18 protein-coding genes are annotated in these 19,763 nt (G+C 72.0%); 10 read left to right on the top strand and 8 right to left on the bottom strand.

The annotated features are described in order from the left end of the window. Window positions 1-194 precede the first annotated feature (194 nt). From ACFHWT_RS03460 to ACFHWT_RS03450, 3 genes are all read left to right on the top strand, one after another. The gene (locus ACFHWT_RS03460) at window positions 195-1,517 is read left to right on the top strand and encodes a hypothetical protein (RefSeq protein WP_416593093.1); all 1,323 of its coding nucleotides are present in this window, start codon (window positions 195-197) and stop codon (window positions 1,515-1,517) included. A gap of 856 nt (window positions 1,518-2,373) precedes the next feature. Continuing rightward, complete coding sequence (locus ACFHWT_RS03455; protein WP_416593092.1) at window positions 2,374-2,544, top strand: hypothetical protein; 171 nt, start codon at window positions 2,374-2,376, stop codon at window positions 2,542-2,544. Between the two features lie 135 nt (window positions 2,545-2,679). Beyond that, window positions 2,680-2,940, top strand: coding sequence for a hypothetical protein (locus ACFHWT_RS03450; protein WP_416593091.1), 261 nt, complete (start codon window positions 2,680-2,682; stop codon window positions 2,938-2,940). Window positions 2,941-2,996: 56 nt separating this feature from the next. On the opposite strand, the gene ACFHWT_RS03445 is transcribed toward ACFHWT_RS03450, so the two are convergent. Then, window positions 2,997-5,534 (bottom strand): helicase-associated domain-containing protein, encoded by a 2,538-nt coding sequence (locus ACFHWT_RS03445; RefSeq protein WP_416593090.1) that lies wholly within the window; start codon window positions 5,532-5,534, stop codon window positions 2,997-2,999. 170 nt (window positions 5,535-5,704) lie between these two features. Between ACFHWT_RS03445 and ACFHWT_RS03440 the strand changes: the two genes are divergently transcribed. Together ACFHWT_RS03440 and ACFHWT_RS03435 are read left to right on the top strand one after the other, a co-directional pair. Beyond that, entirely contained in the window at window positions 5,705-6,319 is a 615-nt protein-coding gene (locus ACFHWT_RS03440; protein WP_416593159.1) for an HAD family hydrolase, read from the top strand. Window positions 6,320-6,351: 32 nt separating this feature from the next. Next, window positions 6,352-6,738, top strand: coding sequence for a cold-shock protein (locus ACFHWT_RS03435; RefSeq protein WP_123607376.1), 387 nt, complete (start codon window positions 6,352-6,354; stop codon window positions 6,736-6,738). Between the two features lie 38 nt (window positions 6,739-6,776). Here the strand turns inward: ACFHWT_RS03435 and ACFHWT_RS03430 are convergent, their stop codons facing one another. The 3 genes from ACFHWT_RS03430 to ACFHWT_RS03420 all read right to left on the bottom strand — a co-directional run bounded on the left by ACFHWT_RS03430 (window position 6,777) and on the right by ACFHWT_RS03420 (window position 10,281). Continuing rightward, window positions 6,777-7,688, bottom strand: coding sequence for a 1,4-dihydroxy-6-naphthoate synthase (locus ACFHWT_RS03430; RefSeq protein ID WP_416593089.1), 912 nt, complete (start codon window positions 7,686-7,688; stop codon window positions 6,777-6,779). Continuing rightward, on the bottom strand, window positions 7,669-8,409 hold the full coding sequence (locus ACFHWT_RS03425) for a futalosine hydrolase (RefSeq protein WP_416593158.1): 741 nt from the start codon (window positions 8,407-8,409) through the stop codon (window positions 7,669-7,671). The genes ACFHWT_RS03430 and ACFHWT_RS03425 overlap by 20 nt, the downstream gene beginning before the upstream one ends. A gap of 78 nt (window positions 8,410-8,487) precedes the next feature. Continuing rightward, a complete protein-coding gene (locus tag ACFHWT_RS03420; RefSeq protein WP_416593088.1) occupies window positions 8,488-10,281 on the bottom strand; it encodes an MFS transporter in 1,794 nt (597 codons plus the stop codon). Between the two features lie 85 nt (window positions 10,282-10,366). Between ACFHWT_RS03420 and ACFHWT_RS03415 the strand changes: the two genes are divergently transcribed. Further along, the gene (locus tag ACFHWT_RS03415; protein WP_416593087.1) at window positions 10,367-11,224 is read left to right on the top strand and encodes a DUF3027 domain-containing protein; all 858 of its coding nucleotides are present in this window, start codon (window positions 10,367-10,369) and stop codon (window positions 11,222-11,224) included. Here the strand turns inward: ACFHWT_RS03415 and ACFHWT_RS03410 are convergent. After that, window positions 11,193-11,498 carry a DUF2530 domain-containing protein gene (locus tag ACFHWT_RS03410; protein WP_416593157.1) on the bottom strand — a complete coding sequence of 102 codons (306 nt, stop codon included), beginning with the start codon at window positions 11,496-11,498 and terminating at the stop codon, window positions 11,193-11,195. The two genes, ACFHWT_RS03415 and ACFHWT_RS03410, sit on opposite strands and share 32 nt — an antisense overlap. A gap of 194 nt (window positions 11,499-11,692) precedes the next feature. Between ACFHWT_RS03410 and ACFHWT_RS03405 the strand changes: the two genes are divergently transcribed. The 3 genes from ACFHWT_RS03405 to ACFHWT_RS03395 all read left to right on the top strand — a co-directional run bounded on the left by ACFHWT_RS03405 (window position 11,693) and on the right by ACFHWT_RS03395 (window position 15,105). Further along, entirely contained in the window at window positions 11,693-13,156 is a 1,464-nt protein-coding gene (locus tag ACFHWT_RS03405; RefSeq protein ID WP_416593086.1) for an NCS2 family permease, read from the top strand. A gap of 129 nt (window positions 13,157-13,285) precedes the next feature. Beyond that, complete coding sequence (locus ACFHWT_RS03400; RefSeq protein ID WP_416593156.1) at window positions 13,286-13,720, top strand: MarR family transcriptional regulator; 435 nt, start codon at window positions 13,286-13,288, stop codon at window positions 13,718-13,720. A 71-nt stretch (window positions 13,721-13,791) separates the two neighbouring features. Further along, window positions 13,792-15,105, top strand: coding sequence for an MFS transporter (locus ACFHWT_RS03395; RefSeq protein WP_416593085.1), 1,314 nt, complete (start codon window positions 13,792-13,794; stop codon window positions 15,103-15,105). A 14-nt stretch (window positions 15,106-15,119) separates the two neighbouring features. Here ACFHWT_RS03395 and sepH read toward each other — a convergent pair whose 3' ends face one another. From sepH to ACFHWT_RS03380, 3 genes are all read right to left on the bottom strand, one after another. Beyond that, window positions 15,120-16,187, bottom strand: a complete 1,068-nt coding sequence (gene sepH, locus ACFHWT_RS03390; protein ID WP_278173453.1) for a septation protein SepH — start codon at window positions 16,185-16,187, stop codon at window positions 15,120-15,122. A gap of 285 nt (window positions 16,188-16,472) precedes the next feature. Further along, window positions 16,473-17,600 (bottom strand): phosphoserine transaminase, encoded by a 1,128-nt coding sequence (gene serC / locus ACFHWT_RS03385; RefSeq protein ID WP_416593084.1) that lies wholly within the window; start codon window positions 17,598-17,600, stop codon window positions 16,473-16,475. A gap of 156 nt (window positions 17,601-17,756) precedes the next feature. Then, window positions 17,757-18,863 carry a citrate synthase 2 gene (locus ACFHWT_RS03380; protein ID WP_123606312.1) on the bottom strand — a complete coding sequence of 369 codons (1,107 nt, stop codon included), beginning with the start codon at window positions 18,861-18,863 and terminating at the stop codon, window positions 17,757-17,759. A 200-nt stretch (window positions 18,864-19,063) separates the two neighbouring features. On the opposite strand from ACFHWT_RS03380, the gene pdxH reads away from it, so the two are divergent. Beyond that, window positions 19,064-19,723 carry a pyridoxamine 5'-phosphate oxidase gene (gene pdxH, locus ACFHWT_RS03375; protein WP_416593083.1) on the top strand — a complete coding sequence of 220 codons (660 nt, stop codon included), beginning with the start codon at window positions 19,064-19,066 and terminating at the stop codon, window positions 19,721-19,723. Window positions 19,724-19,763: the final 40 nt, after the last annotated feature.

Raw genomic sequence — 19,763 nt, 5'->3', positions numbered from 1 at the left:
TCCCACCAGCAACAACTGTATGTCCAGCCGATTTCTGGCACGTGTCTTGACACAGCCCGATCGCGGCGAGCATGCTCAGCTAAATCAGTTTAGCGTCGATCTACTCGCCCAGTTCGGCTGCCGGGTCCCCCTCTCTTTTCCCCCGGCCCGCAGACCTGGCTGGGCACACGCGCTCGCGCGGGAAGGAAGGACGCATGACCCTCCGCAAGAAGGCGGTCGCCCTGCTCACCGCAGCCGCGGTGCTGAGCACCGCCGGGGCGGCGAACGCTCAGGGCGGCAACGGCGGCGGCATCACCACCGGCATCCAGAGCATCACCCCGATCACCGAGGTCTACACCTACGGCCAGCGGGTCTCCGCGGTGGCGGTCGAGTACGGCGAGATCATCAACCCCGACTCGATCGACCCGAGCACCTACACCGTGTCGGACACCGTGTACAACTTCCGGTTCAACCCGATCGAAGACCTGACCAAGATGGCCGATCGGACCATCACCAACGTCTACACCAACAGCCGGGCGCACACCCGGTTCGACCAGCGGTCGGTCACCGGCCGGTACGTGATCATCGAGCTCGATCCGGCCGACCCGGGCGGCTGGACCGTGATCGTCTCGAAGTGCCCGACCTTCCTGTGCACGGTCAAGGTCAACCCTGACCTGCCGACCACGCTGACCCAGCGCAAGCGGATCCACGCCAAGCCGGGCAACGGCAACGGTCTGGGGCCGGTACTCGCTCCGGGCACCCCGCACCGGGTCCGGGCGATGACCGAGGAGCCGGTGAACCTGCTGGTCGACGAGTTCACCTACGGCTCGTACCTGAGCGGCGGCATGGTGCTGCCGTACCACTACCACCTGCCGAAGAACTACAACCCGACCAGGCGGTACCCGCTGATGGTCGTGCTGCCCGGCCACGGCATGGGCTTCGACGGGGACAACACCGGGGTGCAGATCGCGGCGGACATTCCCGCGGTGGCCTGGCTGGAGCGCAAGTGGACCGGCAGCGACGAGGACGTGATCGTGCTCGCCCCGCAGAACCAGCGGGTCGGCGCGGCGGCCGAGGCCGAGCTGCTGATCAAGCTGATCGACCAGTTCGTCGACGAGTACAGCGTCGACCCCAGCCGGATCTACACCACCACGGTCTCCTACGGATCCCAACTGGCCTGGGCCGCGTTCGAGCAGCGGCCGGACCTGTTCGCCGCCGGTCTGATCACCGGTGGGTTCCAGATCAACGAGGCGCAGGCCGCCGCGGTGGCCGAGGCGGAGATGCCGGTGTACGTCACCCACGGCGTCAACGACCACCTGCTGAACATCTCGTTGGGGCGCAACTCCCGGGACGCGCTGCAGGCGGCGCACGTGGCGCAGGGCAAGAGCGAACAGGAGATCGCCGGCCTGGTGCGGTACACCGAGTACGACAACGACGCGTTCTCGCTGCCCGACTACCACGCCGCCTACGGTCCGACGTACGAGGACCGCAGCATCCTGAAGTGGCTGCTCAGCCAGCGCAACGACAGCGCCTCCTGAACCGGCGGACCCGAACCCGGGCAACCGGGTCCGGGTCCGGGTCCGCCTGAGCGCCACCCGACCGTGAGCCCGCCGGAGGATTTCCGAATCCTCCGGCGGGCTCACGCGTGTCTGCGGCCCGGCGTCGGCCACAGCGGCGATCGAAACGGTTCGAAGAAGCTTGTTATCGTAAACATCTGCCGGTTGGATGAGGGTGGACGGTAGGGCCGAGGGGCGGCAAGGGGAAAGCGCAATTCCAGTTACATCGTTACAACGCCTCGCCTGTAGATCAAGCTCTCTCTATGCCTTGAAGGTGTTAGCGATAACATCTATGCTCCTGCTGTGAGGCTCAGGGCACGCCTCACCTACATCCACCGGCCGTGTCGGGAGTCGGCCGGGGGTGGTCGCCGGCAGCTTCTGCGCCTTTCGAGCCGGGCCTCGGGCGTCGTTCGCTGCGGGCAGGCCTCGTCCACCTCGGTCAAGCGTCCCGGGTCACGCCGCACGACGCGGCCGCCCGGCGGTGCCGGTGCCTGCCGGTGCCGGCCACGGTGCCCAGCCCGCACCGTGGCCGGCACCTCCCCATCCCCACATGCGACTCCGCTGGAAGCTTGCTGACGGATATCCGGCGGCATCGGCACCGGTACCGCAATGGAGCGCCAAGCGGCTGTTCTTCAGCTCCGTCACCGTCGGCGGTCCGACCTCAGTAGGCCGTGGGCACATCGCGAATTCAGGAGAGGAAAGGTAATGATAACGGTCAGAAGCGTACGCACGATGGTCGCGTTCGCCGCGACGACCGCGGACGGCGCCGGCGGCCTGGAAGACCAACGACAGCCGGATCAACGGCGGCAAGCTGCGGACCGACGGGAAGACCACTCTGGTGATCCTCAACCGGTCGAACAGCGCGGTCAACGGTGCGGTCGTCCAGGCCCCGCAGAACGTCACGCGGGCGGAGCACTACCTCACCTCGCAGTACTCCAACGCGGCCAGCCAGTCGGTCACCGTCAACGTGGGCGCACGCAGCATCTCCACCGTCGTGCTCACCCACTGAGGCCCTCGGCGCCGGTGCGGGTCCCCGGCCCGCATCGGCGCCGGACACGTCGGCCGGTGCCGGTTACTGTCCGATCCCGCCCCGACCTGCCAGTCTGGAGACAGCGAAGGGCAGCGATCGGGGCGGGAGGCGGTCATGGCGGTCAACGACAGCGCGGATCGACCAGGGCCGGCCGACCGGGGCTACCCGGCGTCGGTCTCGCGGGCCACGTTGTTCTGGTACGCGTTCGCGTCGACCCTGCTCGTCGGCTGGTTTCTGTTCGGCTGGCTGGTCCTGCGTCAGGGCTTCGTCGACTCGGTAGGCGAGGCGCTCGGTACCGGATTCGTGCTGCTGCTCACGGTGTCGGTGATCGAGGCGGCCCGCCGGCACCGGCACGACGGCCGGCCCACGGGCTGACGCCCGGTCGGAACCCGACCGACCAGACCGACCGCCACGGATGAGCCGCCGCGCGGTCAGTCGTGCACCACCGCGGCGGTCACCCGCTGCAGCGCGAAGGTGTGCAGCGTCTCGGTCCGCTCGTCCTCGGCCCGCAGGTAACCCCCGCCGATCGACACCGGACGGACCAGCCGGGAAGCGGCGGCACCGTGCGCGTCCACGTAGCCCACCCAGACCAGCGCCTTGTCCCGTACCGCCTGCTGCAGCACGGCCAGCGCCTGCGAGTGCGCCTGCACCGCCGCCAACCCGTCGACCGCCTGCCCGTTCGCCGCCCGGATCGGGCCGGGGGTGCGCCGTACCGCCCGGGCCGCCGCCTCCCCCCGACGCAACTGCTCGACCAGACCGCTGATCCGGGGCGCGGTCAGCTTCGGCGCGGCCAGCGGATCGACCGACCGCAACGTCACCGGATGCCGCGCCGGTGCCCGCCGGGCCCGGGGCCGGCCAGTACGCAGCGCGGCCCCGGTGCCGTCCTCCGGTACCGGGGCGTAGCCGGCCTGTCGCAGCGCCTCCAGCATCCGGCCGGCGGGCACCACGCAGACCAGCACCGTCGGCGCCAGCCGACGCAGTGCCAGGGCGGCCAGCCGGCGGTCGGCCAGCACCGTGGCCAGCAACGCCTCGTCGTCGCTGCGCAGATAGCCGCCGGCCGATCCGGCGCGCAACCCGCCATGGGTACGGGCTGAGTCGTCGATCAGGTAGGTGAGGCCCTGCGGCACCGGGGTGCGGGACCGCCGGGCGAACAGCTCATGCAGCTCGGCCGCCTGGTAGCCGGCGTCCAACGCCCGCCGCACACTCGCCGGCGTGACCCGGTGCACACTGGCCGCCCCGGTCGACTCCGGCTCGGCGACCAACTCCAACTCGGCAGCCAGGGCCGGCTCCGGTGGACCGGGCACCACCACGGTCAGGTCGGCCTGCACCAGGACGTGGTCCACCGGGGACGGCAGCAGGTCGTCCAGCGCACGTTCCACCGTCGACGCCGCACCTCGGTGCTCCCGTTCGGTGGCCCGTACGCCGAGCGGATCGTCGTCGGCCGAGATGTCCCGAGCGTCCCGGCCCTCCCCGGCGAGCAGCGAGCGGCCGTACCCGGTCAACACGCCCAGCCCGGTGACGCCCAGTTGAGCCGCCTCGTCGAGCACCTCGCGGTGCAGCTCGTCGCGGCCCCGGCTGCGCCGCGGCGCCTGCCAGGCGAGCAGCGTGAGCACTTCGTCGGCGGTCGGCGCGGCCCCCGGCGGCAGCGCGGCCAGCACCCCCAGCACGGTACGGCGTACCGTCGGCGCGCCGGCCCGCTCCACGTCGGTGGACAACGCGGTGATCGGCCGGTCCCGGTCGTCCCGGCGGCCGATCAACCCGGCCCGCCGGGTCATCGCCAGCCACGCCCCGGCCAGCCGCTCCCACCGCCGGGCCACCGGTTCGTCGATCCACTGGTCGTAGTTGCCGGTCGGCAGGATCTGCTGGTCGACGGCGGTGCGGCTGGCCGAGGCGGGCAGTTCGGCGGCACCGAGCAGCCCGGCGGCGTACCCGACCTCGACCAGCAGCCCGGCCAGCGACTCGCTGACCCCACCGGCGCGGGCCAGCCGGCGCAGCTCCCGCACCCCGATCCCGCCGGTACGCAGCAGCGGCGCCGGCTCGGCTGCCAACGCCTCCAGCAGCGCGCCGGCCTGCCGGACCACCTCCATCGCCTGCCCGGCACCGGTCGAGTCCACCGCCTTCGGATCGCGTTCGGCGGAACCGGCCGCAGGCGGGTCGGGGCGCAGCGCGCCGAGCGGCCCGGTGTCCCGGCGCAACAACAGCCCGACCTCGCGGGGCAACTCCACGGCCTGGCTGCCGGCCGTGGCCGGCGCGTCGGTGACCACCGCCAGCAGGCCGGCCTCGACCAGCCAGCGCACCGGACTCACCCCGTCGCCCGGACCGCCGCCGGCCAGCGTGTCGGCGGCTTGAGCGCTGGTGGCCGGGGCAGCTGTGTTCACCGTGCCGAGCGGTGGGCCGGCGGCGAGCCGGTCGAGTACCGCCCGGGCCGCCGGCGGGGCGCTGAGCAGCGTCCGGCGCAACGCGGCCGGATCGGCGCACCGTCGCGCCACCCGGTCGTCCAGGTCGGCGGCGGGCCGGCCCAGCCCTGCCGGGTACGGCGAACTCGCCTCGTCCACCCCGCCGGCCACCCGAAACCGCCCGGCCGACCCGTACAACAGGCAGCGGGCCAGCAGCCGGTCCACCGCCGCGCGGACCTGAGCCGCGGTCGCCCCGCTGCCCGGCGCGGTGGCCATCGCCAGCACCGCGTCCAGCTCGACGGCGGCGTCGGCGGAACTGTCCGCGTGAACCGTAGCGGCCGAACCGTCCCGGGCCGACGGCTCCCGGCACAGTCGCGCGGCGTCCAGGATCCGCAGGGTGAACTCGTCCAGGTCGTCGAGCGCACGGGCGGAGGAGACCCGGGACTGGGCCCGGGCGGCCAGCGTGGCGATGTCGGTCGGCACCGGCACCACCAGGTCCGGACGCAGGCGCAGCAGGTCACCCAGCTCCGCGTCGGAGCGGGAACGCAGGTGGTCGGCGAGTGTGTTGGCCATGGTTGTTCCACGCTAGCCCGCCGGACGCCCCAGGTGGCCTCGGCCGTCCGGAGCAGATGCGCCGGCTCGGGAGTCGCCCGCATAGGCTCACCCTCCGGCCGCCACCCGACCGGCCACCAGCCGGCCGGACCCACCCATCGTGGCGGGCGTGACGAGGGAGGGACGTGCGCATGTCGCCGGTGGTCGGATTCGACCTGGACATGACATTGATCGACTCGCGGCCAGGGGTCGCCGCCACCTACCGGGCGTTGACCGAGCTCACCGGGGTGCAGGTGGACGCCGAGGCCGCGGTGTCCCGGCTCGGCCCGCCGCTGCGCCACGAGATCAGCCGGTGGTTCCCGGCCGACCAGGTCGATTCCGCGGTCGAGCAGTTCCGGTCGCTCTACCCCCGCTACGCGGTCGGTCCGACGCTGCCGATGCCCGGGGCGGTCGCCGCGCTCGAACAGGTCCGGGAACGGGGTGGGCGGGTGGTGGTGGTCACCTCGAAGCTCGGCCGGCTGGCTCGACTGCACCTGGACCATTTGAGGCTGCCGGTGGACGAGGTCGCCGGGGACCTGTTCGCCGAGGGCAAGGCGGCCGCCCTGCGCGAGTACGCCGTACAGCTGTATGTGGGTGACCATACGGCGGACATGGTGGCCGCGCGGACCGCCGGGATTCCGGGTCTCGGGGTGGCCTCCGGCCCCTGTTCGGCGGCTGAGCTGCGGTCCACCGGAGCGGCTGAGGTGATCGACGACCTGACCGGATTCCCGGCGGCGGCCGACGCTCTGCTCCGGCTAGCCTGGTGAGGTCAATCCTGCGAGTGAAGTCGAGGTCAGTGGTGCCGACGGGTCGAGTGAAATGGTACGACGCGGGGAAGGGGTACGGATTCGTCACCAGTGACGAGGGTGGCGACGTGTTCCTGCCCAAGGGTGCGTTGCCGGCTGGCGTCACCGACCTCAAGTCCGGGCAACGGGTGGAGTTCGGGGTGGTGGACAGCCGGCGCGGTGCGCAGGCGCTCGGCGTACAGCTGCTGGAGGCCCCGCCGTCCGTCGCCGAGCTGCGTCGGCGACCGCCGGAGGAGCTGCACGGACTGGTCGAAGACATGATCAAGGTGCTGGAGGCCAAGGTCCAGCCGGACCTGCGGCGGGGCCGGTTCCCGGACCGTAAGACGGCGCAGACCGTGGCCCAGTTGGTGCACGCGGTCGCCCGCGAACTGGAGGTCTGACCCGCGGTCGCGGTCCCCGGACCGCGGCGGTCGGCTGTCTACCGCCGCAGTAGCTGGTCGTCGGGCGGCGGCACGAGTAGCCCTGCCGTCGGTGGGGTGAGCCCTTGCGCCGCCGCCCGGTCGAGCAGTGCGGTGACCGCCGCGTACCCGTCGGTGCCGAGGTCGGCGGTGAACTCGTTGACGTACAGCCCGATGTGCCGGTCCACCACGTCCGGCTCCATCTCCTGGGCGTGCGCCAGCACGTAGTCCCGGGAGGCGCCCGGATCGGCCCAGGCCAGTCGGACCGACTCGCGTACCCAGCTGGCCGCCTGCGCCGGATCGACCACGCCCCGCCGGGCCAGGATCGCGCCCAGCGGGATCGGCAGGCCGGTGTCCGACTCCCACCACGCCCCGAGGTCGACCAGTGCGGTGAGCCCGTACCGCTGGTAGGTGAACCGCGCCTCGTGGATCACCAGGCCGGCGTCGTACCGGCCGGCGGCGACGCCGGGCATGATCTCGTGGAACGGCACGACCTCGATCCGGGCCGGCGGCCGGCTCGCCGACCAGAGCCGGAACAGCAGGTACGCGGTGGTCCGTTCACCGGGTACGGCGACGGTCGCCCCGGTCAGGTCGCCGGCCGCCCAGCGGCCCTGCCCGGCCGTACCGCCGTCCGCCGTACCGCCGGCCGCGCCGGTCAGCAGTAGCGGGCCGCAGCCCCGGCCCAACGCACCCCCGCAGGGCAGCAGATGGTAGTCGGGCAGCAGCCAGGGCAACGCGGCGAAACTGACCTTGACCAGGTCGAACTCGCCGCGTTCGGCGGCGGAGTTGGTGACGTCCACGTCGGCGTACCGGACGGTGATCGGCGGGGCGTCCGGCACCAGCCCGTGCACCAGGGCATGGAAGACGAACGTGTCGTTGGGGCAGGGGGAGAAGGCCAGCCGCAGGGTCACGTCAGCCACGGTAGTCGGCACTGCGGCTGATCAGCGCGCTGGCCACCGTGGTCAGCGCGGCCAGCGCCGACGGGATCCGCCAGCCGGCCCGGTCGCGCGGGCCGACCGGGTTGGAGATGGTACGCAGCTCCGCGAAGGGCAGCCCGGCCAGCTCGGCGGCGCAGGCCACCCCGTACCCCTCCATGGCCTCGGCCACCGCGTCGGGGTAACGGCCGGTGAGCGTACCGGCGGTCGTCGCGGTGCCGGTCACGGTGTTCACCGTCAGCACCGCGCCGGGTACGGCGTCCGGCAGCGCCGCGCGCAGCCAGCTGGTGAGCGCGTCATCGGTGGCGGCGACCGCGGTGCCGAAGCCGAGCTCGTCGATCGGCAGGAACCCGTCCGGCGACTCGGCGCCGAGGTCGGCCCCGATGCTGCGGGTGGCGACGGCGGTCTGCCCGACGGCGATCCGGTCGGGGAACCCGCCGCCGATCCCGGCGCTGACCACCGCGTCGTACGGGCGTCCGCTGCTCGCCGCGAGTGCCAGCTGTCGGCTGGTCCCGGCGGCGGCGGCCGCCGAGCCGACCCCGACCACCGCGACCTCGACGGCCAGGTCGGCTGCGTCGGCCGTCGTGCCGTTACCCGCTGTTGCGTCGGCCGTCGTGCCGCTGCCGGCCGTCGTACCGCCGACCGGGGCGATCCCGCGCCGGAGGGCGACCGCCTCGGCCTCGACCGCGGTCACGATCAGAATCCGCACCTGCCGCACCCTACCCACCGCGTCTTCCTGGACCTACCGGCCGCCGGGCAGGGTCTCTTGCCCGGCCACCCGCCACCTGCCCGTGGATCAGCGTCCGGCGTCCGGCCCGTCGGGTCGGTCGTCCTCGGCCGCGCGGTGCAGCGTCGACGACGGGCGGTAGATGTGAAATCCGGGTGGTGTCGGATCGTCGTCGTCGGCTTGGCCGTCGGCCCGGTCGTCGTCGTGGTGACCGGCAGGTGCGCCGGCGGCCGGGACACCGACCGGCTCGGCGCCGACCGGGCCGGTGCCGCCCTGCCCGGCGCCGACCGGCGCCGGCGGTGCCGGCGTCGGCGGGGCGGGTCGCGGACGTGGCCGGATGCGGGCCGGGACGATCGACCGGCGGGCGCGTGGCGGAACAACCGTGCCGCCGGCCTCGGGCGTACCGGGTTCGGCGGTGCCTGATCCGGCGGTGCCGGGTTCGGGCGGGTCCGGGACGTCGCCGGTCGCGTCGTCGGCTGCGTCGCCGGCTGCGTCGACCGGTCGGCCGTTGAGCCGGTCCTTGCGCTGCCGGCCGGCGACGATCATCGCGCGGGCGGCGGCGAGTACGCCGAAGCCGGCCGCCGCGACGAGACCGACCCGGCCGTCCACCGGGATCAGCCCGAACGCGCCACCGGCGACGAACGACAGCATCAGAATGGTCTCGGAGTGGGCGAAGGCGCTGGCCCGCAGCCGTTCCGGCAGCCGCTCCTGGATGGTGGCGTCCACCGCGAGCTTCGCGATGCCGCTGATGATCGCGGTGACGAAACAGAACAACGCCACCATCAGCAGCGAGAACTGCAGGGTGGCGAGTACGCCGACGCCGGCCACGATCACCAGCCCGCTGGACTGCAGGGCGAGCGGACGGTGGATCCGCATCCGGCTGCCGATCGCGGTGGCGGCGAAGCTGCCGGCCGCCAACGCCGCTCCGACCAACCCGAGCGCGCCCTCGTCGCCGAGCTGCTGGCCGATCACCACCGTGGACAGATCACCGGCCTTGACCGCGAAGGCGAGGAAGAGCAGCAGGAAGCCGTAGAGGCAGCGCAACGTGCCGCTGCCGACCAGGGTGGCGATCACCAGTCGGCTCCCGGTGAGAACCCGCTGCCGGTCGGTGCCGCGCCGCAGCCCGAACACCCGGAACGCGCGCGGTACCCGCTCGGCGGGCTCGGAGTCGGCCCGGGGCGGCAGCCGCAGTGCGATGACCATGCCGACCAGGAAGATCACCGACGCGACCCGCAGCGGCCACTGCGGCCCGAACCAGAACGCCGCCAGCCCCAGTGGTGCGACCAGTGCGCCGGCGATCGTGCCGTAGACGCTGGCCCGGGCCCCGGCCTGGGACAGCCCCAGCCCGGCCGGCAACAGCCGCGGCACGGCGGCGGAGCGGCCGACGCCGTACGCCCGAGACAGGGCGAGCACCCCGAACGCCGCCGGATACAGCCCGAACCCGTTCAGGTGGTCGGCGATCAGCCAGGCCAGGAAGGCCCGGCCGAGCATGGTGGTGGCCAGCGCGTACCGCCGGCCGTGCCGGAAGTGGTCGAGCACCGGGCCGACCACCGGGGCCAGCAGCGCGAACGGGACCATCGTCACCAGCAGGTAGAGCGCCACGCTGCTGCGGGCCTCGCCGAGCGGAGCGCTGAAGAAGATGGTCCCGGCGAGCCCGATCGTGATCAGGGTGTCCCCGGCGCAGGAGGCGGCATGCAGGTCGAACAGGCGCGACATGCCCGGTTCGCCGCCCGCCCCGCGCTGGCGTACCTGCAGAACCTTGTGTCCGGCCCAGCGACCGCTGTGCGCCGTGCCGCGCAGCACCGCGCGGGTGCCGCGGAAGGCGGTCCCGGCCGTGTGCCCGAGCGAGCGAAACAGCCCCATGCGCCCATCCTCACCTATCCGCAGCCGTCCCGTCTCGGGCTGTGCCGGTTTTCGCGGTCGTGAGTGCGGGTCGGCGGGGGAGTGCTTGGCAACAACCAGTCGCTGTCGTCGGGGGAGTGCCTGTCGGCGGTGCCGGCCGGTAGGCAACAATGGGACGGTGACCAGGAGCACCGCTCGTGCCGCCCGCCTCGACTCGGTCTGCGCCAAAGCCGTCGACGTGGCGTACGCCGCGCTGACCGACGCGGTGGATCCCGCCGAGGTCGGCGAGCACCTGCAGGCAGTCGCCGAAGGTGAACGGCTGGTGACCCACCTTTTCGACTGTCATCTTGCCGGGTACCAGGGCTGGCGGTGGGCGGTCACCGTGACCCGGGTGTCCCGCAGCCGGCAGGTGACCGTCTGCGAGACGGTGCTGCTGCCCGGTCCCCACGCCTTGCTGGCTCCGGGCTGGCTGCCCTGGCACGACCGGCTGCAGCCCGGTGACCTGGGCGTCGGTGACCTGCTGCCGACGTCGTTCGACGACGACCGGCTCGCGCCCGGTTACCTGCAGTCGGACGACCCGGCCGTGGAGGAGGTTTCCTGGGAGCTCGGGCTCGGCCGGAGCCGGGTGATGTCCCGCGAGGGCCGCGCCGACACCGCGCAGCGCTGGTACGACGGCGAACACGGCCCACAGGCGCCGATCTCGGTCGCCGCGCCGGACACGGCCCGCTGCGGCACCTGCGGGTTCTACCTGGTGCTGGCTGGGGCGCTCCGGCAGGCGTTCGGGGTGTGCGGCAACGTCTACGCACCGGACGACGGCCGCGTGGTGAGCGTGGACCACGGCTGCGGGGCGCACTCGGAGACGCTGACCGGTCCGGCGGTAACTCCGGTGGACGAGCTGCCCACGGTCTACGACGACGGCGAGGTCGAGACGGTCACGGTGCGTTCGGGTCCGGCTGGCGACTGACCTGGTCGGCGTGGCGCCGTCGCCGGTTGGCGTCGTGCCGCAGCATCACCGCGAGCCCCGGAAGTCCGAGCAGGAAACCGGCCAGGCAGGTCCAGAGCCAGTCGGTACGCCCGGTGTCGGCCAGCCAGTCCCGGGCGAGCAGGCAGACCAGCCCGGCGACGGCCCAGGCGATCATCCCGCCGACGGCGAACGGCACCATTGGTGGGTCCAGCGGCGCCGGTCGGGGTGCCCTCGGTAGCCGCACCGGGCCGGTCGGGGCGTCCGGCGGGGTCATCGGCGGCGAGTCAGGCACCGTACCAGGGTACGTCCCGGTTGATCGAGACCGCCGCGACGGGCCGGTCGCCCCGGACGGTGGGCGGCCGGATCGGCGATGTCGCGGGACGTTACCGGATGGACCTCCACCGGTAACCGCTGATCTGAGACGATGCGCGCAACCCAGTCCAACCTGATGATCAGCTGTGAGGACCCATGGCGACAGTGCCGGCGGAGACGACCGGGTCGACTCCGGACCGCAGCCCACGTAACGCGTTCGACCGGTTCTTCGAGATCACCGCCCGCGGCTCCACCCCCGGCCGGGAGGTACGCGGCGGCCTGGCCACCTTCTTCACGATGGCGTACATCGTGGTGCTCAACCCGTTGATCCTGGGTAGCGCGGTCGACGGCGAGGGCGCCGCGCTGGCGATCCCGGCGATCGCCGCCGCGACCGCCCTGATCGCCGGGTTGATGACACTGTTGATGGGGGTGGTCGCCCGGTTCCCGCTGGCGCTGGCCGCCGGTCTCGGGGTGAACGCCCTCGTCGCCTTCGAGATCGCACCGCAGATGACCTGGGCCGACGCGATGGGCCTGGTGGTCATCGAGGGCGTGATCATTCTGGTTCTGGTGCTGACCGGGCTGCGTACCGCCGTCTTCCGGGCCGTGCCCACCCAGCTGAAGACCGCCATCGGGGTCGGTATCGGGCTGTTCCTCGCGTTGATCGGCTTCGTCAACGCCGGGTTCGTCACCGGCGGCACCGCGTCACCGCCGCTCGGCCTGGGCATCAACGGCATGATCGCCACCTGGCCGGCGTTCGTCTTCGTGCTCGGCCTGCTGCTCACCCTGGTGCTGGTGGTCCGCAAGGTACGCGGTGCGATCCTGATCGGCATCCTGGGCTCCACGGTGCTGGCCATCGTCGTCGAGGCGATCGGCGGATTCGGGCCGGCCGGCGGCCCGGACGGCCAACCCGGCGGCTGGGCGTTGACCGTGCCGAGCCTGCCCGACCAGGTCTTCGGCATGCCGGACCTGTCGCTGCTCGGCAACTTCTCCGTGCTGGGCGCGTGGGACTCGGCGACCTGGCTGATCGCCCTGATGTTCGTCTTCACCCTGCTGCTGACCGACTTCTTCGACACGATGGGCACCATGGTCGCGGTCGGCCAGGAGGGCGGCCTGCTGGACGCCGAGGGGATGCCGCCGAGGACCAAGGAGATCCTGGTCGTCGACTCGATCGCGGCGGCGGCGGGCGGCATGGCGAGCACGTCGAGCAACACCTCGTACATCGAAAGCGCCGCCGGGGTGGCGGAGGGCGCCCGGACCGGAGCGGCGAACCTGGTCACCGGCGCCTTGTTCCTGCTGGCCGTCTTCCTGTCCCCGCTGGTCGAGGTGGTGCCGTTCGAGGCGGCGTCGACCGCGCTGGTGGTTGTCGGCTTCCTGATGCTGACCGCGGTGCGCACCATCGACTGGACCGACTACGAGATCGCCATCCCGGCGTTTCTCACCATCGTGCTGATGCCGTTCACCTACTCGATCTCCAACGGGATCGGCGCGGGGGTGATCACCTTCGTGCTGATCAAGCTGGTGAAGGGCCGTGCGGCGCAGGTGCATCCGCTGCTGTACGGGGTGGCCGCGCTGTTCACCCTCTACTTCCTGCGGCACCCGCTGGAGTTGCTGATCGGCTGAGCCGACCGCCTCGTCGCTTCGTCTGCCGGCACCGGCGGTACCCTGGTGCCGCCGGTGACGGCGGTCATAACGGCTGGTCGATCGGTGTGTTCGTTAGTTAGGCTAACGAACGTGACGGAGTGGGCGGTGATGGGAGAGCAGCAGGTCACGGCCGCGCAACTGGCGACGTCCCTGCGCGATGCCATCACCCGACTCAACCGGCGGGTCCGACGGGCCCGGCCGGTCGGCGATCTGACGGTCACCCAGCTGTCCGCGCTCACCAGCCTGGAGCTGGCCGGTGCGATGACGCCGCGGGAGCTGGCCGACATCGAGCGGGTTCAACCGCCGACGATGACCAGGATCGTCGCCAAGCTCGAGGAGCGCGGACTGGTGCAACGCACCCCGCACCCGACTGACGGCCGGCAGGTGATCCTGTCGGCCACCGAGTCGGGCCGGGAGGTGATCGCCGGGTTCGAACGGGTACGTGACGAGTGGCTCGCCACCCGGCTCGCCGCGCTGAGCCCTGCCGAACGGGACACGTTACGGCAGGCGGCGGAGATTCTGCAGCAGGTCGCCCGCGGCTGACGCGACAGTCGCCACCGGGTCCGCTTCGTCCCATGTGGATGACGCGTACGATCCGAGGAGGCGCACCCCGAGTGCGGGCGACACTGAACACCACCTTCCAGTCCCTACAGGTCCGCAACTACCGGATCTTCGCCACCGGGCAGCTGATCAAGCTGATCGGTGTGTGGATGATGTTCATCGCGCAGGACTGGCTCGTCCTGCAGCTGTCGGACGACTCTGCCACCGCGCTCGGAGTGGTCGTCGCCCTCCAGTTCACCCCGGTGCTGCTGTTCACCCTGATCTTCGGTCGGCTTGCCGACCGTTACGACAAACGGCTGCTGCTGTTCGTCGCCAACGCCATCTGGTGCGTGCTGGCCCTCGTGATGAGCGTGCTGGTGCTGACCGGCGTGGTGGCGCTCTGGCACGTCTTCGTCTTCGCCGGCCTGCTCGGCGTCGGCAACGCCCTGGAGACCCCGGTCCGGCAGGCGTTCGTCTCCGAACTGGTCGGCACGCCGCTGCTGCCCAACGCACTCGCGCTGTCCTCGGCGACGTTCAACACCGCCCGGATCGTCGGCCCGGCCGTGGCCGGGCTGGCCATCGCGGCGTTCGACGTCGGGCCGGTCTTCCTGATCAGCGCGCTTGCGTCGACGGCCCCGCTGGTCGGACTGGTCCGGATGCGCTCCGGCGAACTGCACCGGGTCGGCCTGCCGGTCGGAGCGCAGCGGGACGCCGCCAAGGTGGTCGACGGGTTGCGCTACGTCGCCCGCCGCCCCGACCTGATGCTGCCGATGGCCCTGATGGCCGTGCTCGGCTTGCTGCTGTTCAACTTCCAGCTGACCCTCGCCGCATTGGCCAAGACGGTGTTCGAGACCGGTGCGGCGTCGTTCGGGCTGTTCACCACGGCGCTCGCGGTCGGCGCGCTGGCCGGTGCCCTCGCTGCCAGCGGCCGGCGCGACCGGCCGTCGGTCTACGTCGTGCTGGGCAGCGCGTTGACCTTCGCCGGCCTCGGCACCCTGGTCGGCCTGGCCCCGACGTACTGGCTGGTGGTGCTCCTGCTGCTGCCGACCGGATTCTTCATGGTCTACTTCGCGCAGGCATCCAACCAGCGGGTGCAGCTCGGCGTCGACCCGGCTTTCCGGGGCCGGGTGATGGCGCTGTGGGTGCTGGTCTTCCTCGGCACCAACCCGGTCGGCGCGCCGATCATCGGTTGGGTCGCCGAGCGCTTCGGCGCCGGGGCCAGCATCTGGCTGGGCGGACTGCTGTCCTTCCTGACCGCCGCCGCCGCGCTGGCCTGGCAGTTGCGGCGCACCGGCGGCCGGCTACGGCTGCGGTGGGCACCGATGCCCCGGCTCTATGTATTGCAGGCCCAACCCGCGCCGGCCCACGCCGGAGCCGTCCGAGCCTGACCCGCTCCGGCGGGTCAGGAACTCGCGCGGTCGGCCGGGCCGCTACCGAACAGGACATCGTCCCAGCTCGGCAGTCGCTTGCGGGGCTTGCCGGAGCTGTCGGCCGGGGTCTCGGTGGCACCGGACGCGGCGCGCCGGGGCCGCAGCACCGCCAGGGACGGCACCGCCGGGACCTCCTTGGGCGCGTCGGCGTCGTCGTCGAAGGCGGAACCCGCGCCACCGCCGAGCAGGGCGGCGGCGCCGCCGGCCACCGGCCGCTGCCGGGGCGTCTCGGCGTTGGCCGCCGGCTCCAGGCCGCGACCGGCCGCCGAACCGAGCGGTCGGTCCAGTGAAGCGAGCAGCGCGTCCCGCCCGGCCCGGATCGGGTCCCGGCTGGGTCGTGGCTGGTCACCCGGGGCAGCAGGTAGGCCGTGCCCGCCGCCCCGCCCCGGCTCGGCACGCGACGGACCTGGCAGCGCGTGCCCGCCCCGCTCCGGCGCCGGTTCCTGACCGAGGATCTGGGTCGGCCGCTCGGTGCAGAGATACTGCGCCATGTCGTCGTGCGGCGAGATCACCTGGCGGCTCTTGTCGAGCTCCCAGATGGCCTGGGCGGTGGCCTTGCCGGACGGCCAGGTGGCAATGATCCGCCAGGTGCCGTCGTCGCGCCGGTACGCGTCCCAGGAGATCTTTTCCGCGTCGATGCCGTGCTGGGCCAGCCGGCCGTCGACGACCTCGGCGAGCGGGGCACCCTTGTCGGAGTTCTTCAGCCTGGTACGCCGGGCGTGCTGAGCGAGCATCGCCCGCTCCTGCAGCACCGGTCCGGCGTAGCGCAGCACCCGGTCGACCGGTACTCCGGCGATGCGGGCGACGTCGTCGGCCGACTCGCCGGACCGGATCCGGGCCTGGATGTCCCGGGGGGACAGCGACGGCTGGGGATCGCCGGGCTGGCTGGCCACCGTCAACGTGGTCGAGCTGTCCGGGTCGGCCTGCACGGCGGTGGAGACACGGTCGTCGATCGGCAGGGCGAGCAGTCGGCCGACCTCGTCAGCGAGGACCAGGGCCTGACCGTCCTCGGAGAGGGCGACGAAGCGTACCGGGCGCATCGCGTTGCCTCCGTCCCGCTGAGCTGCCCCACGCCGCAAGGTCGACCGCCCGCGACGTCCTCTGCACACGGTACGCCGATATGCCACCCGATGGGAGTAGGCCACGCCGGGCATGTCGAGTGAGCTGCCCCGATCCGTCCGGCTGGGCGGGGCGGGTGGCGGACGGTGATCGAGCGTCGGCGATCACGATCGATCACGGATGGTCAGCGGTTGGTCGTCATCCTAGAGCAAACCGGCCGGTTCGGCGACAATCAACGCCGAACCGGCCGTATCGCGCGATATGCCTCAGAGTCGCTCGATCACGAAGTCGACGCAGGCGGTCAACGCCTCGACGTCGGCCGGGTCGATCGCCGGGAACAGCGCCACCCGCAGCTGGTTGCGGCCGAGCTTGCGGTACGGCTCGGTGTCCACGATGCCGTTGGCCCGCAGTACCTTGGCGACCTTCGAGGCATCCACTGCGTCGACGAGGTCGATGGTCGCCACCACGTTGGACCGCAGCGCCGGATCGGTGACGAACGGGGTGGCCACCGCGGACCGCTGAGCCCAGCCGTAGATCGCCGCCGCGCTCTCCGCCGTCCGCTTCGCCGCCCAGGCCAGCCCACCCTGGGCGTTCATCCAGTCGGTCTGCTCGGCGGCGAGGAAGATCGTCGCCAGCGCCGGGGTGTTGTAGGTCTGCTCCAACCGTGAGTTGTCGATCGCGGTGACCAGGTCCAGGAACGCCGGGATGTATCGGCCGGACGCCTTGACCTGGGCGGCCCGGTCCAGGGCAGCCGGCGACATCAGGGCCAGCCAGATGCCGCCGTCCGAGCCGAAGCACTTCTGCGGGGCGAAGTAGTAGACGTCGGTCTCGGTCGGGTCGACCTCCAGGCCACCGGCGCCGGACGTGGCGTCGACCAGCATCAGCGCGCCGTCGTCGGCCCCGGCGACCTGCCGGATCGGCACCGCGACCCCGGTGGAGGTCTCGTTGTGCGGCGTCGCGTAGACGTCGACGCCCGCCTCGGCGACCAGGGCCGGGGCGCTGCCCGGCTCGGCCTTGTGTACCGTCGGCTCGCCGAGGAACGGCGCGTCGCGTACCGCCTTGGCGAACTTGGCCCCGAACTCGCCGAAGCTGGCGAACTGCGCCCGGTCGCGGACCAGACCGAACGTGGCGACCTCCCAGAACGCCGTCGTACCGCCGTTGCCGAGAATCACCTCGTAGCCATCGGGCAGCGCGAAGAATTCGGCGATGCCGCGCCGCAGCCGGGCCACCTCGTCGCGGACGGTGCGCTGCCGGTGGGAGGTGCCCAGGTAGCTGGTGGCGACCTCGGACAGCGCCTCGACGGCTGCCGGGCGGACCTTCGACGGGCCGCAGCCGAACCTGCCGTCGGCGGGCTTGATCTCGTCTGGGATGCGGATGGTCGCAACGTCAGCCACGGTGGTCAGCAGTCCTTCCAGAGGCGCTACGGGTCGACCAATCCTCGCACCCGACCGGCTGGCCCCGGGGTGTGGTCCCACGTCTACGACTGAGGCGTGTCCCACATCCCCGGGCCGGTGCCGGTGAATCCGTACCGGATCCGGACCGGTGCCGGATCAGACGTCGTGCGGGACCGCGTCCCAGCCGGCGACCTGCTGCGGTTTGCGCGGCTGCGGGCCGACGTACCGGGCGGACGGGCGGACCAGCCGCTTGAGCCGCTTCTGCTCCAGGATGTGAGCGCTCCAGCCGCCCATCCGGGCACAGGTGAACATCGAGGTGAACATGTGCGCCGGCACCTCGGCGAAGTCGAGCACCACCGCCGACCAGAATTCGACGTTGGTCGCCAGTACCCGGTCCGGCTTGCGGTTGTGCAGCTCCTCCAGAGCGGCCTTCTCCAGCGCCTCGGCCACCTCGTAGCGGGGCGCGCCGAGCTCCTTGGCGGTGCGGCGCAGCACCCGGGCGCGCGGGTCCTCGGCCCGGTACACCCGGTGACCGAACCCCATCAGCCGTTCGCCGCGGTCGAGCACGCCCTTGACGTACGACTCGGCGTCGCCGCTGCGCTCGACGCCCTCGATCATGTGCAGCACGCGGGACGGGGCACCACCGTGCAGCGGCCCGGAGAGCGCGCCGATGCCCGACGAGATGCAGGCGGCGGCGTCGGCTCCGGTGGAGGCGACCACCCGGGCGGTGAAGGTGGAGGCGTTCATGCCGTGTTCGGCGGCGGAGATGAAGTACGCGTCGACCGCCTTGACGTGCCGGGGATCGGGTTCGCCTCGCCACCGGCGCATGAACCGCTCGACGATGGTCTGCGCCTTGTCGATCTCCTTCTGCGGCACGGCCGGCAGACCGAGCCCGCGGGCCGACTGGGCGACGAACGACAACGCGGTGACCGACACCCGGGCCAGGTCCGCGCGGGCCTGCTCGTCGGAGATGTCGAGCAGTTGGGACAGCCCCCAGTACGGGGCGAGCATGGCGACCGCCGACTGCACGTCCACCCGGATGTCGCCGGAGTGCACCGGCACCGGGAACGGCTCGGCGGGCGGCAGACCCGGCCCGAACCGGCCGTCGACCAGCAGTGCCCAGACGTTGCCGAAGGAGACCTGTCCGATCAGATCCTCGATGTCGACGCCGCGGTACCGTAGGGCACCGCCCTCCTTGTCAGGCTCGGCGATTTCGGTCTCGAATGCGATCACACCTTCGAGACCCGGTTTGAAGTCGGACATGTGGCTCTCCTGGGTGGGGATTTGGCGGTGCTGCCCGAGCGCCCGGTAGAACTGCTGCAGGCTGCCCTGAACGGCTTTCACTGACGTCCGTGTGCTGCGGTGACTGGTCGTTCGTGCCCGGTGGGTGACCGGTTGTTCGTGCCTGGTGGGTACCCAGCGTAAGTTCGGTGCCAGGGGTAGCCCTAGTTCAGGAGAGCGACGTGACGGGAGACACACCACGGCCGAGTCTGACGCGTCGTGACTATCGCGGTGGCCCGGAACTGCGTCGCCGCGACCTCGCCGTCGACTGGCACACCCAGTTCGCCCGGTGGTTCGCCGAAGCGGTGGCGGCCGGGTTGCCGGAGCCGAATGCGATGGTGCTGGCCACGGCCGACGTCGATGGGCGACCGAGTACCCGGACGGTGCTGATGAAAGGGTACGACGAGACGGGAATCGTCTTCTTCACCAACTACCGGTCCCGCAAGGGCACCGAGGCCACCGACAATCCCTCGGTCAGCCTGCTCTTTCCGTGGTTCGCGATGTCCCGGCAGGTGGAGGTACGTGGGGTGGTGGCACCGGTCCCACGGGCGCAGACCGAGGCGTACTTCGTCACCCGGCCGCGCGGCTCCCAGCTTGGCGCGTGGGCCAGCCCACAGTCGCGGGTGGTGCCGAACCGGGCGGCGGTTGACGCCGGTCTGGCCGCCGCCCGGCGGCGGTTCCCGGAGCCGACCGTGGTGCCACCGCCGCCGCACTGGGGCGGCCTGCGGGTGACGCCGTGGACCGTCGAGTTCTGGCAGGGTCGGGCCGACCGGCTGCACGATCGGTTGCGGTACCGGCGGGATGCCGGCGGTGGCTGGTCGATCGAGCGGATTGCGCCGTAGCGCAACCTTTAATTTACTCTTAGCTATTGTGGATCATTGG

The sequence above is a fragment of the Micromonospora sp. LOL_021 genome, assembly GCF_048060215.1.
In the GTDB taxonomy this organism is placed as follows: domain Bacteria; phylum Actinomycetota; class Actinomycetes; order Mycobacteriales; family Micromonosporaceae; genus Micromonospora_E.
This window is presented reverse-complemented; position numbering and strand designations above follow the sequence as displayed.